This window comes from Magnetospirillum sp. UT-4 (genome assembly GCF_902729435.1).
Classification (GTDB): domain Bacteria; phylum Pseudomonadota; class Alphaproteobacteria; order Rhodospirillales; family Magnetospirillaceae; genus Magnetospirillum.
On record NZ_CACVCG010000024.1, the window covers coordinates 29,943 to 45,936 of the forward strand.

The 15,994-nt window shown below is 69.8% G+C and carries 17 protein-coding genes; 6 read left to right on the top strand and 11 right to left on the bottom strand.

Features of this window, described 5'->3' with window-relative positions:
- The first annotated feature begins 67 nt into the window (after positions 1 to 67).
- Positions 68 to 616: a heme utilization protein gene (locus MTBUT4_RS01440; protein ID WP_173977884.1), complete on the top strand. Its 549-nt coding sequence runs from the start codon at positions 68 to 70 to the stop codon at positions 614 to 616.
- 247 nt (positions 617 to 863) lie between these two features.
- Here the strand turns inward: MTBUT4_RS01440 and MTBUT4_RS01445 are convergent, their stop codons facing one another.
- The 4 genes from MTBUT4_RS01445 to MTBUT4_RS01460 form a co-directional block, all read right to left on the bottom strand.
- A complete protein-coding gene (locus tag MTBUT4_RS01445; protein WP_173977885.1) occupies positions 864 to 1,823 on the bottom strand; it encodes an OmpA family protein in 960 nt (319 codons plus the stop codon).
- Between the two features lie 147 nt (positions 1,824 to 1,970).
- Entirely contained in the window at positions 1,971 to 2,768 is a 798-nt protein-coding gene (locus MTBUT4_RS01450; RefSeq protein WP_173977886.1) for a universal stress protein, read from the bottom strand.
- Entirely contained in the window at positions 2,765 to 5,188 is a 2,424-nt protein-coding gene (locus MTBUT4_RS01455; protein ID WP_173977956.1) for a Lon protease family protein, read from the bottom strand. The genes MTBUT4_RS01450 and MTBUT4_RS01455 overlap by 4 nt, the downstream gene beginning before the upstream one ends.
- A gap of 37 nt (positions 5,189 to 5,225) precedes the next feature.
- Complete coding sequence (locus MTBUT4_RS01460) at positions 5,226 to 5,639, bottom strand: metallopeptidase family protein (RefSeq protein WP_173977887.1); 414 nt, start codon at positions 5,637 to 5,639, stop codon at positions 5,226 to 5,228.
- A 79-nt stretch (positions 5,640 to 5,718) separates the two neighbouring features.
- Between MTBUT4_RS01460 and MTBUT4_RS01465 the strand changes: the two genes are divergently transcribed.
- The 4 genes from MTBUT4_RS01465 to MTBUT4_RS01480 all read left to right on the top strand — a co-directional run bounded on the left by MTBUT4_RS01465 (position 5,719) and on the right by MTBUT4_RS01480 (position 9,334).
- A complete protein-coding gene (locus MTBUT4_RS01465) occupies positions 5,719 to 6,012 on the top strand; it encodes a 4a-hydroxytetrahydrobiopterin dehydratase (protein ID WP_173977888.1) in 294 nt (97 codons plus the stop codon).
- Positions 6,013 to 6,078: 66 nt separating this feature from the next.
- Positions 6,079 to 7,767 carry an ATP-binding protein gene (locus MTBUT4_RS01470; protein ID WP_173977889.1) on the top strand — a complete coding sequence of 563 codons (1,689 nt, stop codon included), beginning with the start codon at positions 6,079 to 6,081 and terminating at the stop codon, positions 7,765 to 7,767.
- A gap of 80 nt (positions 7,768 to 7,847) precedes the next feature.
- Positions 7,848 to 8,975, top strand: a complete 1,128-nt coding sequence (locus MTBUT4_RS01475; protein WP_173977890.1) for a tetratricopeptide repeat protein — start codon at positions 7,848 to 7,850, stop codon at positions 8,973 to 8,975.
- Between the two features lie 44 nt (positions 8,976 to 9,019).
- A complete protein-coding gene (locus MTBUT4_RS01480) occupies positions 9,020 to 9,334 on the top strand; it encodes a YkvA family protein (RefSeq protein WP_217424088.1) in 315 nt (104 codons plus the stop codon).
- Between the two features lie 19 nt (positions 9,335 to 9,353).
- Here MTBUT4_RS01480 and ppc read toward each other — a convergent pair whose 3' ends face one another.
- From ppc to MTBUT4_RS01515, 7 genes are all read right to left on the bottom strand, one after another.
- A complete protein-coding gene (gene ppc / locus MTBUT4_RS01485; RefSeq protein WP_173977892.1) occupies positions 9,354 to 12,158 on the bottom strand; it encodes a phosphoenolpyruvate carboxylase in 2,805 nt (934 codons plus the stop codon).
- Between the two features lie 237 nt (positions 12,159 to 12,395).
- Positions 12,396 to 12,827 carry a CBS domain-containing protein gene (locus MTBUT4_RS01490; protein ID WP_173977893.1) on the bottom strand — a complete coding sequence of 144 codons (432 nt, stop codon included), beginning with the start codon at positions 12,825 to 12,827 and terminating at the stop codon, positions 12,396 to 12,398.
- A 204-nt stretch (positions 12,828 to 13,031) separates the two neighbouring features.
- Entirely contained in the window at positions 13,032 to 13,553 is a 522-nt protein-coding gene (locus MTBUT4_RS01495; protein WP_173977894.1) for an Hsp20/alpha crystallin family protein, read from the bottom strand.
- 152 nt (positions 13,554 to 13,705) lie between these two features.
- Positions 13,706 to 14,473 (bottom strand): flagellar type III secretion system pore protein FliP, encoded by a 768-nt coding sequence (gene fliP / locus MTBUT4_RS01500; RefSeq protein WP_217424089.1) that lies wholly within the window; start codon positions 14,471 to 14,473, stop codon positions 13,706 to 13,708.
- A complete protein-coding gene (locus MTBUT4_RS01505; RefSeq protein ID WP_173977895.1) occupies positions 14,470 to 14,763 on the bottom strand; it encodes a flagellar biosynthetic protein FliO in 294 nt (97 codons plus the stop codon). The genes fliP and MTBUT4_RS01505 overlap by 4 nt, the downstream gene beginning before the upstream one ends.
- A gap of 3 nt (positions 14,764 to 14,766) precedes the next feature.
- Positions 14,767 to 15,060 carry a hypothetical protein gene (locus MTBUT4_RS01510; RefSeq protein WP_173977896.1) on the bottom strand — a complete coding sequence of 98 codons (294 nt, stop codon included), beginning with the start codon at positions 15,058 to 15,060 and terminating at the stop codon, positions 14,767 to 14,769.
- A complete protein-coding gene (locus MTBUT4_RS01515; RefSeq protein WP_173977897.1) occupies positions 15,057 to 15,398 on the bottom strand; it encodes an EscU/YscU/HrcU family type III secretion system export apparatus switch protein in 342 nt (113 codons plus the stop codon). Before MTBUT4_RS01515 ends, MTBUT4_RS01510 begins: the two co-directional genes overlap by 4 nt.
- A gap of 198 nt (positions 15,399 to 15,596) precedes the next feature.
- Here MTBUT4_RS01515 and MTBUT4_RS01520 point away from each other — a divergent pair, with 198 nt between their 5' ends.
- Positions 15,597 to 15,992: a flagellar basal body protein gene (locus MTBUT4_RS01520; RefSeq protein ID WP_173977898.1), complete on the top strand. Its 396-nt coding sequence runs from the start codon at positions 15,597 to 15,599 to the stop codon at positions 15,990 to 15,992.
- Positions 15,993 to 15,994 lie beyond the last annotated feature (2 nt).

Below are 15,994 nucleotides of genomic sequence, written 5' to 3' on the forward strand. Positions count from 1 at the left end.
ATGTTGATTTCGCCGGGCCGCTTGTCCAAACTGCGTTCACCGATGCCCCCTTCGATGCGAGGTCCCCGTGCGCAGAGTGCCCGCCACCGCCGCAATGGCATTCCTCGCCCTTGCCGCAGCCGCTCCGGTCGCCGCCCAGGCACGCTGCGCCAACCCGCCGGAGGTGCGGGCCCTGCAGGTGCGCCAGCTGCACATCCAGCTGCAGGTCGCCTCGCTCAACTGCCGCGTCGACGACCCCAGCCTGCCCGGCAAGTATGCCGCCTACGTCAACCGCTTCGGCGGCGCACTGAGCGACAACGCCAAGGTGCTGAAGGCCCATTACGCCCGCTCCGGCACCAACATGGACCGGGCCATGACCTCCATGGCCAACGACGAATCCCAGCGCGCCCATCTGGTCGAGAATTATTGCGAGCAGCATGTGCCGCTGTTCGAGCGGCTGTCGGCGCTGAAGCCCGGCGAGCTGGAGCACTTCGCCTCGACCACCATGGACCAGCCCGAGACCCCGGCCTGCCGCGCCCCGGCCATCCGCCAGGCCAGCGCCGCCACCGCCGCCGCCGCGCCGGCCGCCAAGCCGAAGGCCAAGCCGGCGGCGAAGAAGGCCGACGCCAAGGGCTGAGTTCCCCAGTCACTCCCCTCCCCTTGATGGGGAGGGGTCGGGGGTGGGGTGAAGCCGCACACTCAGGCACCGGCGCGGTTCGCCCCCCACCCCAACCCTCCCCCGCAAGGGGGGAGGGAGTCATCCCCCCTCCCCTTGATGGGGAGGGGTTGGGGTGGGGTGAAGCCGCACACTCAAGCGCCGACCGCAGACGACAAAAAACCCCCCGGCTCGCGCCGGGGGGTTTTCCGTTGGAACGGCGTGCCGGTTAGGGCAGGACGATCTCGACGCGGCGGTTCTGCGGCTCGCGCACACCGTCCGGGGTGGCGACCAGCGGGACGCTCTCGCCCTTGGCGACCACGGCGATCTGGTTGGCCGGGATGCCCTGCTTGATCATGGCGTCCTTGACCGCGTTGCCGCGCTTCATGGACAGGGCCATGTTGTACTTGTCCGAACCGGAGCGGTCGGCGTGGCCGGTGAGGTCGATCTTGGCGGCGTTGCCGGCCTTGGCGGCGGCGACGGCCTGGGTGATGACCTTGGCGGCCTCGGGGGTGATGTCGGCCTTGTTGAAGTCGAAGAACACCAGGAACTGCTTCTGCATGGCCGGGGCCGGCTTGGCCACCGGAGCCGGGGCCGGGGCCGGGGCGGCGACCGGGGCCGGAGCCGGGGCCGGGGCCGGGGTCGGCTTGGCGAACTTGTAGGTGAAGCCGACGGTGATGGCGTGGTTGTCGTAATCGGCCTTCTGGGTCGAGGTGCCGACATCGGTGTCGGTGGTGCCCAGGTAGCGGTACTGGGTCTTCAGCATGAAGTTGTTGCTGATGTCATAGCCCAGGCCGAGGATGCCCTGATAGGCGAAGGCGTTGTCCGAGTTCTTGGCGTTGGTGCCGGCGAAGTCGCCGTCCAGGAACGCCCAGCCGATACCGGCACCGACCATCGGGTGCCACTTGGAGGTCGGCATGAAGTCATACAGCACGTTGACCATGGTGGTCAGCGAGTCGATGTTGTCGTTGGCGCGGTAGCCCAGCTCGAACTCCACCTTGGGGGCGCCGAAGCTGTAGCCGACCTGGCCGAGGCCGAGCCAGCCCCAGTCGGAATCGGTGCCGGTGACACCCGGGTCCTGCATGTAGTTGGTGCCGGCATCGAGGCCCATGTACCACTGGGCATCGGCGGTGGCGGGCACGGCGGCAGCCAGCAGGCCGGCGGCGATGAGGGTCTTCATGGTGCGCATGGATGGGCCTTTCCCTGACATCTGGATCGAGGTCTTTGGACCGGTTCTACCCCAGGATGGGGCGCCCCTCAAGCGGCGACACGCCAGATGTCGTTGGATTGCCATGACTGTGGCATTCCGGCAACAGCTCTGTGCGTCCCGATGTGATCAGCGGACCAGCAGGACCGAGCAGGGCAGGTCGTCCAGCGGCATCCCGGTGCCGGCAGGCGCCACCAGGATGCCGTCGCCGGCCACCACCGCCAGCAGCCGCGCCAGCCGCCCCGCGGCGCGGATGCGGGCCTGGGCGCCGAGCCCCTCTGCCAGCCCCACCGCGCGCACCGCCAGGGCGGCGCCGGCGATGGCGTCGGGCGCCGGCACCATCAGATCGACGATGCCGTCGCCGGCCAGCCGGACCGCCACCGCCAGCGCCCGTTCGGCCGCCGCCGAGTCGTCCCACAGCAGGGTCACCGGGCCGCCCCCCGGCGCGGTCCTCTGCATCACCAGCACCGCGCCCGCGACGCCCCCGGCCAAAGCGCGGGCGACCGAGCCCAGACGCGGCCGCGCGCCCGGCTCGGCCCGCCCCGACCAGCCCAGGCAGACCAGATCGGCGCCGTGCGAGGCCGCCACCAGTTCGGCCTCGACCAGACCGCGGCGGACATGGAAGCCGCCGCGGGCGCCGGCCACGGCCAGCGCGGCATCCATGGCGCGGCGCGCCGCCATGGCCTGCAGTTCCATCGCCTTGCCGATCAGGGCGTCGCCGCCGGCCTGGCGCCGGGCGGCGATGAACGAGACGGTGTGGACATAGGGGTGCGAGGCCAGGCGGGCGACGTTGCGGTCCTCGACGAACAGCCCCTCGATCTCGGCACCGAAACGCACCGCCAGGCTGCAGGCCGTGGCCGCCGCCGCCAGCGACAGCGGGCTGGCATCGACGGCGGCGACGATGCGGCGGAAGCCGCCGTCGCTCATGGCGGCCCCCGCCGGTCGCGCGCCGATTCGGCCCGCCGGGCGTGCTCCTCGGCGCGGCGGGCATAGGCGGCCAGGCGGGCCTGGACCTTGCGGTTGACGGTCTGCGCCGGGAATTCGCCCTTGGCATCGGCGATGCCGGCCGGCAGCCCGGTCAGCAGCTCGATGCCCTGGTCCACGGTCTCGATGGGGTAGATGGCGAAACGGCCCTGGCGGCAGGCCTCGAGCACATCGCGGCGCAGCATCAGGTGACGCACGTTGGCGGCCGGGATCAGCACCCCCTGGGTGCCGTCGAGGCCGCGCGCCACGCACAGGTCGAAGAAGCCCTCGATCTTCTCGTTGACGCCGCCGATGGCCTGGACGCGGCCGAATTGATCGACCGAGCCGGTGACCGCCAGGCCCTGGCGCAGCGGCACCTCGCCCAGCGCCGACAGCAGGACGTAGAGCTCGGTCGAGGATGCGGAATCACCGTCGACGCCGCCGTAGGACTGCTCGAACACCAGGCTGGCCGACAGCGACAGCGGCATCTCGGCGCCGAAGCGGGCGGCCAGGAACGCCGACAGGATCAGCACCCCCTTGCCGTGCAACGGCCCGCCCAGGTCGACCTCGCGCTCGATGTCGATGACATCGCCCTTGCCGGCATGGACCCGGGCGGTGATGCGGCTCGGCCGCCCGAACGAGAAGCGTCCCAGCTGCAGCACCGCCAGCCCGTTGATCTGGCCCACCGTCTCGCCTTCGGTGGCGATGTGGACGGTGCCGTGGCGGATTTCCTCCTGGACGTTCTCGCGCACCCGGTCCTGGCGGTAGATGGCGGCCTCGACGGCCTGCTGGACGTGGGCGGCGGAGATCACCCCGGCGCCGTCGCGGCCGGCCCAGTAATCGGCCTCGCGCACCAGATCGGCCAGGCTTCCCATGTGGGTGGACAGCTTGCCGGAATCCTCGACGTCGCGGGACGCCTGCTCGATGACGCGGGCGACGCCCGAGCGGTCCACCGGCTTCAGCGATTCCTTGCGGACCAGGGTGGCGATGGAGCGGGCGATGCCCAGCATGGTGGCGTCGGTGCGCTCCATGCGCCAGTCGAAGTCGGCGGCGACCTTGAACAGCTCGGCGAATTCGGGGTCGTGATGGGACAGCAGGTAATAGAGCATCGGGTCGCCGATCAGCACCACCTTGACGTCCACCGGGATGGGCGCCGGCTCCAGCGTCACCGTGCTCATCAGGCCCATGCTCTGGCCCGGGCTCTCGATGCGGACCTCGCGCGATTTCAGCGCCCGCTTCAGGTCCTCCCAGGCGAACGGGTTCATCAGCAGCTTGCGGGCGTCCATCACCAGATAGCCGCCATTGGCCTTGTGCAGGCTGCCGGCCTTGATCAGGTTGAAATCGGTGATGAGGGCGCCGAAATGGGCGAAATGCTCGACCCGGCCGATCAGGTTGGGCTGGGTCGGGTGGTCCTCGAACACCACCGGCGCGCCGGCCAGGCCGGAATTGTCCACCAGCACGTTGACCCGGTAGCGGCGGATGCCGCCCTCGCTGCCCTCGCGCCGCTTGAGGCGGGCGCGATCGTCGTCGCCGTCGCCGAGGAAGTCGCCGACGTTGTCGGCGATGTCGGCGGCCACCGCGGCCAGGTGCTCGACCACCTCGGCCAGGTCGGCGTAGCGGTCCTGCAGTTCCTCCATCAGGTGGCTGACGGCGAAGGAGACCACCTCCTGGTCCAGTTCGCGGATGCGGGCGCGGGTCTCGCGCTCCCAGTGCGGCACCTGCTTCAGGGTGGCTTCCAGCTTTTCCTGCAACGCCTCCATGTCGGCCTTGAAGCGGGCCTGCTCGGCCTCGGGCAGTTGCTTGAAATCGTCGGGCGACAGCACCTCGCCGTCGCGCATGGGGGCCAGGGCCAGCCCCACCGGGGTACGCAGCAGGGCGACGCTCTTCTCGCCGGCCTCGCGGCTGACCGCCGAGAATTCCTGCTCCTGCCGCTCCTTCAGCGATTCCTCAAGGGCCTGCTTGCGGTTGCGGTATTCCTCGGCCTCGAAGGCGGCAGGCAGGGCCGAGCCCAGCTCCTCGACCAGCCGGTCCATGTCCTTCTTCAGCCCGGCGGCCCGGCCGGCCGGCAAGCGCAGCGCCCGGGCGCGGTGGCTGACGGCGAAGTTGTTGACGTAGACCCAGTCGTCGGGAACCAGCTGCCCGGCCGCCGCCTGCCCCAGGAACTGCATCACCAGCGAGCGCCGGCCGGTGCCCTCGGGACCCAGGGCGAACAGGTTGAAGCCGCGGTGGCGCATGCCGATGGCGAACCGGATGGATTCGACGGCGCGGTCCTGGCCCACCGGGCCTTCGGTGTCGGGCAGGTCGGCGGTGGTGACGAAGGGCAGGGTCTCGGGGTCGCAGGACCGGTAGAGCTGGTCCGGAGGCAGGGCGGGGACGGCAGGCATGGTCACGGCGGGGGGGCTCCGACTGTAGGTGCGACCGTCAGGCTTCGTCCTCGATGCGCGCCATGTCCTCGTCGCTGAAGCCGAAGTGATGGCCGATCTCGTGAATCAGGACGTGTTTGATGAGGCTCGTCAAGTCTTCGCCGGTCTCGCACCAATAATCGAGGATGGGACGGCGATAGAGGAAGATCATGTCGACGTCGGCGCGCGGCACCGTCTCGCCGAAGCTCTGATGCGGCATGGCAACTCCGCGGTAGAGGCCCAGCAGGTCGAACGGGCTTTCCAGGCCCATCTCGTGCTCGACCTCCTCGTCGGGGAAGTCATCGACCCGGATCACCACGTCGGCGGCGTAGACCCGCAATTCGTCGGGGATCTCGGCGAAGGCCGCCTGTGACAGCGTCTCGAAGTCGGCAAGAGAGGGCGGCGTGGTATGGGGCGGGATGACGCGCGGCATAGCCCACCTTACCCCGCCTTGAAGCAGGCGTGAAGGGCGCCCATTGATTCCTGAACGGGCGATCCCCGAGGAGAGCATCATGGCCGACATCCTGACCGGCGCCGACCGTTCCACCGCCATGCTGGGCCTGCCCGGCTGGGGCGAGTGCGAGGACCGCGACGCCATCTGCAAGCGCTTCACCTTCCGCAATTTTTCCGAGGCGTTCGGGTTCATGACGCGGGTGGCGCTGGCGGCCGAGCGGATGGACCACCATCCCGAATGGAGCAACGTCTACAACCGGGTCGAGATCACCCTGTCGACCCACGATGCCGGCGGCGTCACCCAGCGCGACGTCCGCCTGGCCCATGCCGTCGAGGACGCCATCAGGGGCTGATACAAACCGTATTCTCCGCCACCGCCGCCCGTATTATCCTCGCGACCGCGGTTTCGGGGACGGGGCATGGCAAGGATACTGACGGGACGGCGTCTTCTGCTGCTGACGGCGGCGCTGTTCGGCGTCGTCGTCCTGTTGGCGGCCGCGCTGATCGTGCGCCACGACTACCGCTCCACCATCGCCGAATCCCAGCGCGACGGCGTCGCCCTGGTGCAGATGGTGGAGGAGCACGCCCGGCGCACCTTCGACATCAACCGGGCCGCCCTCGACGACGTCCGGGCGGCCCTGCTGGTGGGCAAGCGGGTCGAGATCACCGCCGAGGCCAGGGCGGCGTTCGCCAAATGGATCGCCAGCGTCGACAGCATCTTTGCGTTCTGGGTGATTGATGAGCACGGCAACCTGCTGCACACCACCCAGAACCTCCCCAATGCCACGGTATCGGTGGCCGACCGCCCGTTTTTCAAGGCCCATGCGGCGGGCGAACCGCTTTACGTCAACGGCATGACCCGCGGTCGCCTGTCAGGCACCTGGTACTTTTCCGTCAGCCGACGCATCACGGATTCCCAGGGAACCTTCCGCGGCGTCCTGGTTGCGGTGACCACCACCGACTACTTCGCCGCCATGTATGCCCGCCTGGGCCTCGACACCCAGGCCAACATGGCCATCTACAAGCCCGACGGCACGGTGGTCGCCCGCCGCCTGGGCAACTGGCCCGGCGACACCCCGCCCAGCGGCGCCGGCCACGTGGTGTTCACCGACCTGCTGCCGAACAGCCCGGACGGGGTGTTCGAGGCGGTCTCGCCCATCGACGGCCACACCCGCATGGGCGCCTATCGCAGCGTCCGGGGCTGGCCGCTGGTGGTGACGTCGGTGTCCGAGCGCAGCGAGGTGCTCGCCCCCTGGCGGCAGCGGGCGGCGATGATCGCCGCCTTCAGTGCAGCGGTGCTGGCCGGACTGGTGCTGGCCACCCTGTGGGGCCTGGCCCGCATCAACGAGGCCGAGCGCGAGCGCGAGGCGACGCTGAACGCCCTGGTCCAGGCCGATCTCGCCAACCGCGCCAAGTCGTCCTTCCTGGCCATGGTCAGTCACGAGTTCCGCACGCCGCTGAACGCCATCATCGGGTTCTCGGAAGGGCTGAAGGACGGCTACCTGAGATCCGATTGCGACCTGTCCTGCAACGACTACATCGCCGACATCCATTCCGCCGGCACCCACCTGCTGGCCCTGATCAACGACGTGCTCGACGTCTCGGCGGTGGAAGCGGGCAAGCTGGCCCTGTACCCGGAACCGACTCCCGCCGCCGATGTGGTCCGCGCGGTGACGGCGCTGCTCGGCCCGCAGGCCCGCGAAAAGCGCCAGCGCCTCGACGTCGATCTGGACGGGGCGCCGCCGCTGCTGCTGGTCGATGCCCGCCGCTTCAAGCAGATCCTGCTCAACATTCTGTCCAACGCGGTCAAGTTCACCCCCGAGGGCGGCACGGTGCGCCTGTCCATGTGCAAGACCCCGGAGGGCGGCGCCGCCGTGATGGTGGCCGACAGCGGCATCGGCATGGCGGCGGCCGACATCGCCACCGCCCTGGCCCCCTTCGGCCAGGTCGACAGCAGCCTGTCGCGGCGCTACCAGGGCACCGGGCTGGGACTGCCCATCGCTCACGCTTTGGTGCAGTTGCACGGCGGCCGCCTCGCCATCGACAGCAGCCCCGGCCGCGGCACCACCGTGACCATCCACCTGCCGCCCTCGTGCATCGCCGTGTGAGCGTCACCAATGGAATTTACAGCGGGCCGCGGGCTGTGGAATCATGCGCCCCGTTCACGCCACCTGAAAGCACCCCGAAAATGAGGATCGCCGCCGCCGCCGCCCTGCTCTCCTGTCTGATGGCGGGACCGGGCCTGGCGCAGACCAACAAGCCGGTGACGACGAAGAGTCCGGCCGATCGCAGCGAGCAGGTGGCCAAGCGCGCCCCGGCCAAGCCGTCGCTGGCGCAGGCCGCGGCCCAGGGCGATGCCCAGGCGCAGTTCCGGCTGGGCCTGGCTTACCGCGACGGCAAGGGCATGAAGAAGGATCCGCTGCAGGCCGATTCGTGGCTGAGCCAGGCGGCCGCCAACGGCGTCGCCGCGGCGGCCATCGAACTGGCCAAGGGGGCCGAGAGGGCCAAGGATGCCATCGAGGCCGCGCGCTGGTGGCAGCGCGCCGGAGAATTGGGCGACGAGGATGCCCGCACCCGGTTCGTCGAGCTGTTCGTCACCGGCAAGGCGCAATCCATCGGACCCGGTCTGGCCTGGGTCGAGGCCGCCGCCCTGGCCGGCGACGGGCGGGCCGTGCTTGCCCTTGGCAGCTTCTACGAGGGCGGCGACGACAGCCGCCGCGACCTGGCCAAGGCGCGGCGCTGGTACCTGGAGGGCGCCTATGGCGGCGATGCCGAGGCCAAGTACCGCCTGGGCCGCATGCTGCTGGCCGAGCCCGGCGCCTGGCGCCTGGTCTACGGCGACCCCGAACGCGAGAAGTCCAACGCCGAACGCGACCGCCTGTACTGGTCCCGGCAGGAGGCGCTGGAGGCCGCCGGCGGCGACCGCTTCCCCGACCTGCTGCGGCCCGGCATGATCGAGGGCGAGCGCTGGCTCACCGATGCCGCCCGCCAGGGCCACGCCGAGGCGCGCTACACCCTCGGCATGGCCTATCTGGGCGGAGTCGACCTGCCCTTCGACATGCAGGCCGGCCTGGGCTGGCTGCTGGCCGCCGCCTGGCGCGGCCACGCCCCGGCCCTGATGGAGGTGGCCGATCTCGCCGCCAAGGGCCAGGGCTTCGTCGCCAGGGACCCGGTGCGGGCCTGGGTCAATTACGACCTCGCCGCCGCCCAGGGCCTGAAGCCCGCCGAGGAAGCGCGCGACGCCCTGGCCAAGACCATGAACGGCCGCCAGCTCAACCGCGCCCGCCAGCTCGCCGCCGACCTGCGCGGCAACTGATTTCTTCTTGAACCGGCCGCCCCGTCCCCCACATGGCGGGGATCATGGACACCCGCACCGAGGCGACGTTCTGGAGCAAGGTCAGGTCGGTCATCGGCCGGGTGCCCTTCCTCGACGAGGTGGTGGCGGTGTGGTTCACCGCCCGCGACCCGGCGACCCCGACCACGGCGAAGGCCATCCTGCTGGGCGCCGTCGCCTATTTCGTGCTGCCCTTCGACCTGGTCCCCGACGTCATCGCCGGGCTGGGCTACGGCGACGATCTGGCGGTCCTGGTGGCGGCAGTGCGCGCCGTCCGCCCCCACATCACCGACGACCACCGCACCCGCGCCCGCGAGGCGTTGCGGCGAATGCGGGGGTGACCGTCGGCCCGGCGGCCCCCTACCCCGTATTCCTCAACCCGGTCGCCAGGGCGTTGATCGAGCGCAGCAGCGGGGTCAGCCAGCGGATGCGCTCCTCGGACTCCTCGGGGGCGGCGCGGACGCGTTTCAGGGCGGCCATCTGGATGTGGTTGATGGGGTCGAGATAGGGGTTGCGGCGGGCCAGCGAAAGGGCCAGTTGCGGGCTGCCCTCCAGCAGTTCCGAGGCCTCCGCCACCGCCAGCATCTGGGCGGCGGTGCGGCGGCATTCGGCGGCGACGCGGCCGTGGATGTCGGCGGCGACGGTCTGGTCGGTGACCAGATCGGCGTATTCGCGGGCGATGGACAGCTCGGCCTTGGACAGCGCCATCTCGCTGTTGGACATCAGGGCGCGGAAGAACGGCCAGTCCCGCATCATCCGGCGCAGCGCCGCCTGGCGGTCGGGGCGGCCGTCCTGCCAGCGCTCCAGCGCGGTGCCGATGCCGTACCAGGCGGGGATGGTGTGGCGCGACAGCGCCCAGGCGAACACCCACGGGATGGCGCGCACGGAATATTTGGAGCGGTCGCCCTTGGCCCGGTGCGAGGGGCGCGAGCCGATGTTCAGCAGGGCGATCTCGGTGATCGGCGTGCCCTGGTAGAAGTAGTCCATGAAGCCCGGCACCCGCTCGGTCAGCTCGCGGTAGGCGGCCTCGCCGGCGCGGGCGAGGTCGTCCATGGCGGCGACGAATTCCGGCGGATCGGGCGTGCAGGCCACCGCCAGGCAGCGGCTGGCCTTCAGCAGCCCGGTGATGCCCATGGTCAGCTCGTAGACGGCGGTGTCGGCATGGGCGTACTTGGCCGACAGCACCTCGCCCTGCTCGGTGAACTTGATGTCGCCGTTCACCGTGCCCGGCGGCTGGGCCAGGATGGCGTCGTGGGTCGGTCCGCCGCCGCGGCCGATGCTGCCGCCGCGGCCGTGGAACACGCGGCTGCCGACGCCGTGCCGCCCGGTCAGGCGGGCGATGGAGCGCTGCGCCTTGTACAGCCCCCACGACGAGGCCAGGATGCCGCCGTCCTTGCAGCTGTCGGAATAGCCCAGCATCACCTCCTGGACATTGCCCGAGGCGGCCAGCAGGGCGCGGTAGGCGGGCACCTTCAGCAGGTCGTCCAGCACCGGCTCGATGCGGGCGAGGTCGTCGATGGTCTCGAACAGCGGCGCCACCACCAGGTCGCAGTGCCAGCTGCCGTCGCGCCGGCGTCCGCACAGACCGGCGAAGCTGGCCAGGAACAGCACTTCCAGCACGTGGCTGGCATGGTGGGTCATGGAGATGACGTAGGCGCCGAAGGCCTGGGCGCTGACCTCGTGGCGCATCTCGACCATGCTGCGCAGCACCGACAGCACCTCGGCGGTCTCTTCGGTCAGGTCCTCGGCATAAAGCAGCGGCGTGCCGCCGTGCGACAGCAGGAAATCGAGGGTTTCCAGCCGCTGCGCCTCGGTCAGCTCGCGGTAGTCGGGCAGGTTGGGGGCCTTGGAGAACAGCTCGATCACCGCCTCGGTATGGCGGGTCGATTCCTGGCGGATGTCGAGATGGGCGAGGTGGAAGCCGAAGGTGCGGGCCAGCACCATCAGGTCCTTCAGCTCGCCTTCGGCGATGTCGGCATCGCCGTGGCTGGCCAGCGAATCGGTCATCAGCTGCAGGTCGGCCAGGAACGCCGCCTCGTCGGCATAGCCCGAGCGGCGCCCGGGATCGGGCTGGCCGGCCAGCAGCGCCTCGGCCCGCTCCAGCAGGTCGCCCAGCCGGTGGCGCATGACGTGAACCTTCAGCCGGTAGGGCTCGGTGTCGTAGCGGTGGGCCTGGTCGGGATGGGCGGCGGCGAACAGCCCGGCATCGGCGGCCAGGCTGGCGGCGAAGTCCGGCGACGGCGTCACCAGCGTCGAGGACTGGGTCAGCACATAGGCCAGTTCGAGCAGGCGGCGGCGGTATTCGCGCAGGATCTCGCGGGTGTGCAGCAGCACCGCCTGGCGGGTGACGCGGTGGGTGACGTAAGGGTTGCCGTCGCGGTCGCCGCCGATCCACGAGCCGAAGCGCACGATGCGCGGCACCGGGATGGCCGCCGCCCCGCCCTCGTCGGCAAAGATGCGGTCGATGGCCCGCTCCAGGTTGCGGTTCACCCGCGGCACGGTGTCGAACAGGGTCTCGCGGAAATAGAACAGGCCGTTCTTGACCTCGTCCACCACCTGCGGCTTGTTGACCCGCACCTCGTCGGTCTTCCACAGGATCTGGATCTGGGTGCGCAGGCGGCGCTCGATCTCGGCGCGCTCGAGCTCGCCCAGGACCGGATCGTCGAGACGCTGGGCCTCGGCATAGATGCGCCGCTGCGCCTCCAGCACGGTACGGCGCTTGGCCTCGGTGGGATGGGCGGTGAATACCGGCTGGAAGCTCAGCGCCGCCAGCAGCTCGCGCAGCTGCGCCGCGCCGACGCCCTCGGCCTTCAGCCCGCGCAGGGTATCGTCGAACGAGCCGGTCCACAGCCGCTCGCCGCGGCGGACCTGGCGGCGCCGGGCGAGATGGGCCCATTCCTCCTCGGCGATGTTGGCCAGCAGGAAATAGACCGAGAAGGCGCGCACCACATGCGACAGGATGTCGGGGTCGAGCCGGTTGATCAGCGCCATCAGCTCGTCCCTGAGCGCCGGGTCCTCCTTCTCGCGCAGGTCGATGAAGCCCTTGCGCAGGGTCTCGACGGTGTCCAGCACCTCGGCCCGCTCCTGGCTGGCCAGGACGTCGCCAAGCAGTTGGCCGAGCAGCTTCACCCGCGCCCGCAGGTCCTTGTCGTCAACGGCGGTCATGATTCCCCCTTCGGTCGCCGTCGAATAGCACCGACGCGCCCTGGACGCCACCCCTCAACGGGGTGGTGGGAATACCCTACCCCATGGCACTCACTCCACGGAACGCCGCGCGATCCGGCTGTCCTTGTGAACTCGAGATGGGGCGGCGGCGGCCTGGAATCCATCGTGAAAACGGCACCGCCGGCGCGCCCCAGGCGGCCGGCGGGACCTGGCAGTTCCATTGATGCCGGAAGTGCCTTAGCGGGTGGCGGCGAAGTCGCGCAGCACCGCGGTTTCCATCTGGGCCTCGTGCAGGCGGAAGTTCACCGCGTCGCCGATGGAGACCATGCCCAGCAGTTCATCGCCCTCGACCACCGGCAGGTGGCGGATGCGGCGTTCGGTCATCACTTCCATGACCTTCTTGACCGAGTCGCCGGGGGCGCAGGTCACCACCGGGCTGGTCATGATGTTGCGCACCGGCATCTCGAGCACGCCCTTGCCGTACTGCGCCAGGCCCTTGACCACGTCGCGCTCGGACACCACGCCCATGATGCGGCTCTTGGCGTCGCACACCACGGTCACGCCGACCCGCTTGGCCGACATCAACGCCGCAGCCTCGGACACCGTGTGCTCGGGGCGGATGGTGAAGACGTTGCGTCCCTTGGACTTCAGGATGGCTTCGACGGACATCGGACGTTCCCCTGTTGCGCATTGATTGGGGAGAAAGGATGGCGCCTCGGACGGGGAAATTCAACGCCCTTATGGGTGGCTGCGGGGGAAAGCGGGCGAAAAGAAACCCCCCTCCCCGCGATGCGGGAAGGGGGGCCGTCCGGACGGTCGGCATTGGGGGGGCGATGACTGCCCGGACGGGGGGGGTGGGTCCGGCCAACGCTTCTAATGGCCCTTGACCTCGACCTTGCGTTCCTTGCCGGCCGCGTCCTCGGCCTTGGGCACGGTCACGGTCAGCACGCCCTTGGCGAATTCGGCGGCGATGCCGTCGGGATTGGCGTTCTCGGGCAGGCGGAAGGTGCGTGCGAACGAGCCGAAAGTGCGCTCGCGCACCTGCAGCCCCTCCGCTTCCTCCTCGTGCTCGTGGCGCTTCTCGCCGGCGATGGAGAGCACGCCGTTCCTGATGGTGACGTTGACGTCCTTCTCCTCCAGCCCGGGCAACTCGGCCGCGATCTCGTAGCGGTCGGCGGTCTCCTTGACGTCGATGCTGGGATAGACGCCGCCCAGCGCACGCAACGACGGAGCGCGCCAGGGATCGAGACCCAGCAGGGTCCGCCCGAAGGCGGCGGGGAAGAAGCTGTCGAAAAGCCGGTCGACCTCGTCGCGCAGAGCCATCAGCGGATGATGAGTCCGCGAAGCGGGGGCCGAGCCGGGATCGGGCGAATGCCGGGGCATCCTTTCGGCCATGGCAGCCTCCTTGCGATGCAGGCCCCTGTTTGCGGTAACGGCCAACACGGGCGGACCATTCCGCCCGTTTCAGGCAACATTATAACACACGGAGGAAGGCGGACGGCGTGCGCGGAGAGTATGGCTGCCCCATGAAAGCGGGAGGCGGCGCGCTACGCCCCGCCGAAACTCTGCACCAGCGAGCCGACCACCATGTACCAGCCGTCGACCAGCACGAAGAAGATCAGCTTGAAGGGCAGCGCGATCATCGCCGGCGGGATCATCATCATGCCCATGCTCATCAGCACCGAGGCCACCACCATGTCGATGACGATGAACGGCAGGAAGATCAGGAAGCCGATCTCGAAGGCGCGGCGCAGCTCGCTGATCATGAAGGCCGGCACCAGGGCCTTGAGCGGCACGTCCTCGGCCTTGTCCGGGACGGCCGAGCGCGACAGGTCGAGGAACAGGCGCACGTCCTGCTCGCGCACGTGGCGGGTCATGAAGGCATGGATCGGTTTGACCGTGCGCGCGAAGGCCTCGGTCTCCTCCAGCTCGCCATCGACATAGGGCTGGACGCCCTGGGTCCACGACTGCTCCAGGGTCGGCGCCATGATGAAGGCGGTGAGGAACAGAGCCAGCGACACCAGCACCATGTTGGGCGGGCTCTGCATGGTGCCCAGCGCCTGGCGCAGGAAGCCCAGCACGATGACGATGCGGGTGAACGAGGTGACCATCACCAGGATCGACGGCGCCACCGACAGGATGGTGGTGAGCGCCACCAGCTGGACCACCCGCAGCGTGGTGCTGTTGGGATTGCCGCTGCCGCCGCCGAAATCGATGGACAGCTGCTGCGCGGCGGCCGGGAAGGCCAGCGCCATTCCCGCCACGGCGAACCCCGCCGCCAGTCCCATGGCCAAGGCCAGCCTGTGCCTGTTCATTCCCCCACCTCCGGTTCCGCGGCCGCGGCCGCGATGTTCCCTTCGACCACCAGGTCGTTGCCGCCGCCCACCAGCAGCAGATGCTCGGTGCCGTCGCGACGCACCAGGACCAGCCGGCGCCGGGCGTCCACCGGTGCGCTTTCGAGCACCTGCAGGCGGCGGCGGGCACCGTGGGGGCGCTGGGCCAGGCCGGCCAGCCCGAAGCGGCGCACCGCCCAGGCGACCAGCAGCATCAGTCCGACCACCAGGGCCAGCGAGGCGACGAAGCGGATATAGGTCGAGGCGTCCATGGCTTAGCCTGCCGCCGGCGCGGCATCGGGCGCCGGGGCGGTATCGGGCGGCGGCGGATCCATGCGCTCGGTGATGGCGGCGGCCAGACGGTCGAGGTCCGCGATCAGGCGTTCCATGACCGGCAGCAGGGCCTGCCCCTCCTCGCGCTCCATCGCCGCCAGGGTCTCGCAGATCAGGCGCACCCGGCCCTCGAGGGCGGACAGGTCGACCATGGTGCCGGTGGCCAGCAGGCGCCGCGCCGCGGTGACCATCGAGGCCGCCTTCTCCAGCTCCTCGGCGACCAGGACCGCGCTCATGCGCCCTCGGCGGCCGCCGGACCGGCGGCGTTGGCGCGGTAGACGTAGGCAAGGATCTCGGCCACGGCGGCGAAGGCCTCCAGGGGTATCAGGGTATCGACCTCGACCGCCGCCAGCACCTGGGCGAGGTCGGGATCGGTGCGCACCTTCACGCCGGTGGCGAAGGCGAGTTCGAGAATCTGCTCGGCCAGGGCGCCCCGCCCGGAAGCGACCACCCGCGGCGCGTCATCCTCGGCCGGATCGAAGGACAGCGCCACCGCCACCGCCCTGCCGGGGCGCGGCGGAGCGGCGCCTTCGCCCTCGGCCCGCTCATTCCAGAGGTCCCGGCCTTCGCCCATAAGACCGGCATCCGATGCTGGTTGTGTTCTTCTGGCGCCATGCGCCGGCCTGACTCTTCGGCCTCCGCGCTTAAGGAACGGTTAAACGGCAAGTGCCTGAACCGATTCATTCTTTCTTAAACGCAAAAAGAGCACTATCGATTCCATGGGCAAGCCCCGCCGCCGGCGGGTCGGGTCCGGAAGACGAGGACCGGCAACATGTACGACAAGCTGAGTGTGGTCTCGCTGGCCAGGAGCCGCATGGACTGGGTCGCCCGGCGCCAGGAAGTGCTGTCCGAGAACATCGCCAACGCCAACACCCCCAAATTCGCCCCCAGCGATCTCAAGCCGTTCAATTTCAAGGACGCGCTGAACCAGACCATCCAGCCGGTCGGCGTCGCTGCCACCAACGACAAGCACATCGTCCCGGTCGTCAAGGACCCGATGAATGTGGTTAGGAGCCGGAAGACCTATGAATCCTCGCCCGACGGCAACGCCGTGGTGGTCGAGGAGCAGATGGTCAAGATCGGCGAGGCGAAATCCTCGTACGAAATCGCCGCCGGCCTGTTCCAGAAGCAGTTCAAGCTGCTGCGCACGGCGCTCGGAAAGAACTGATA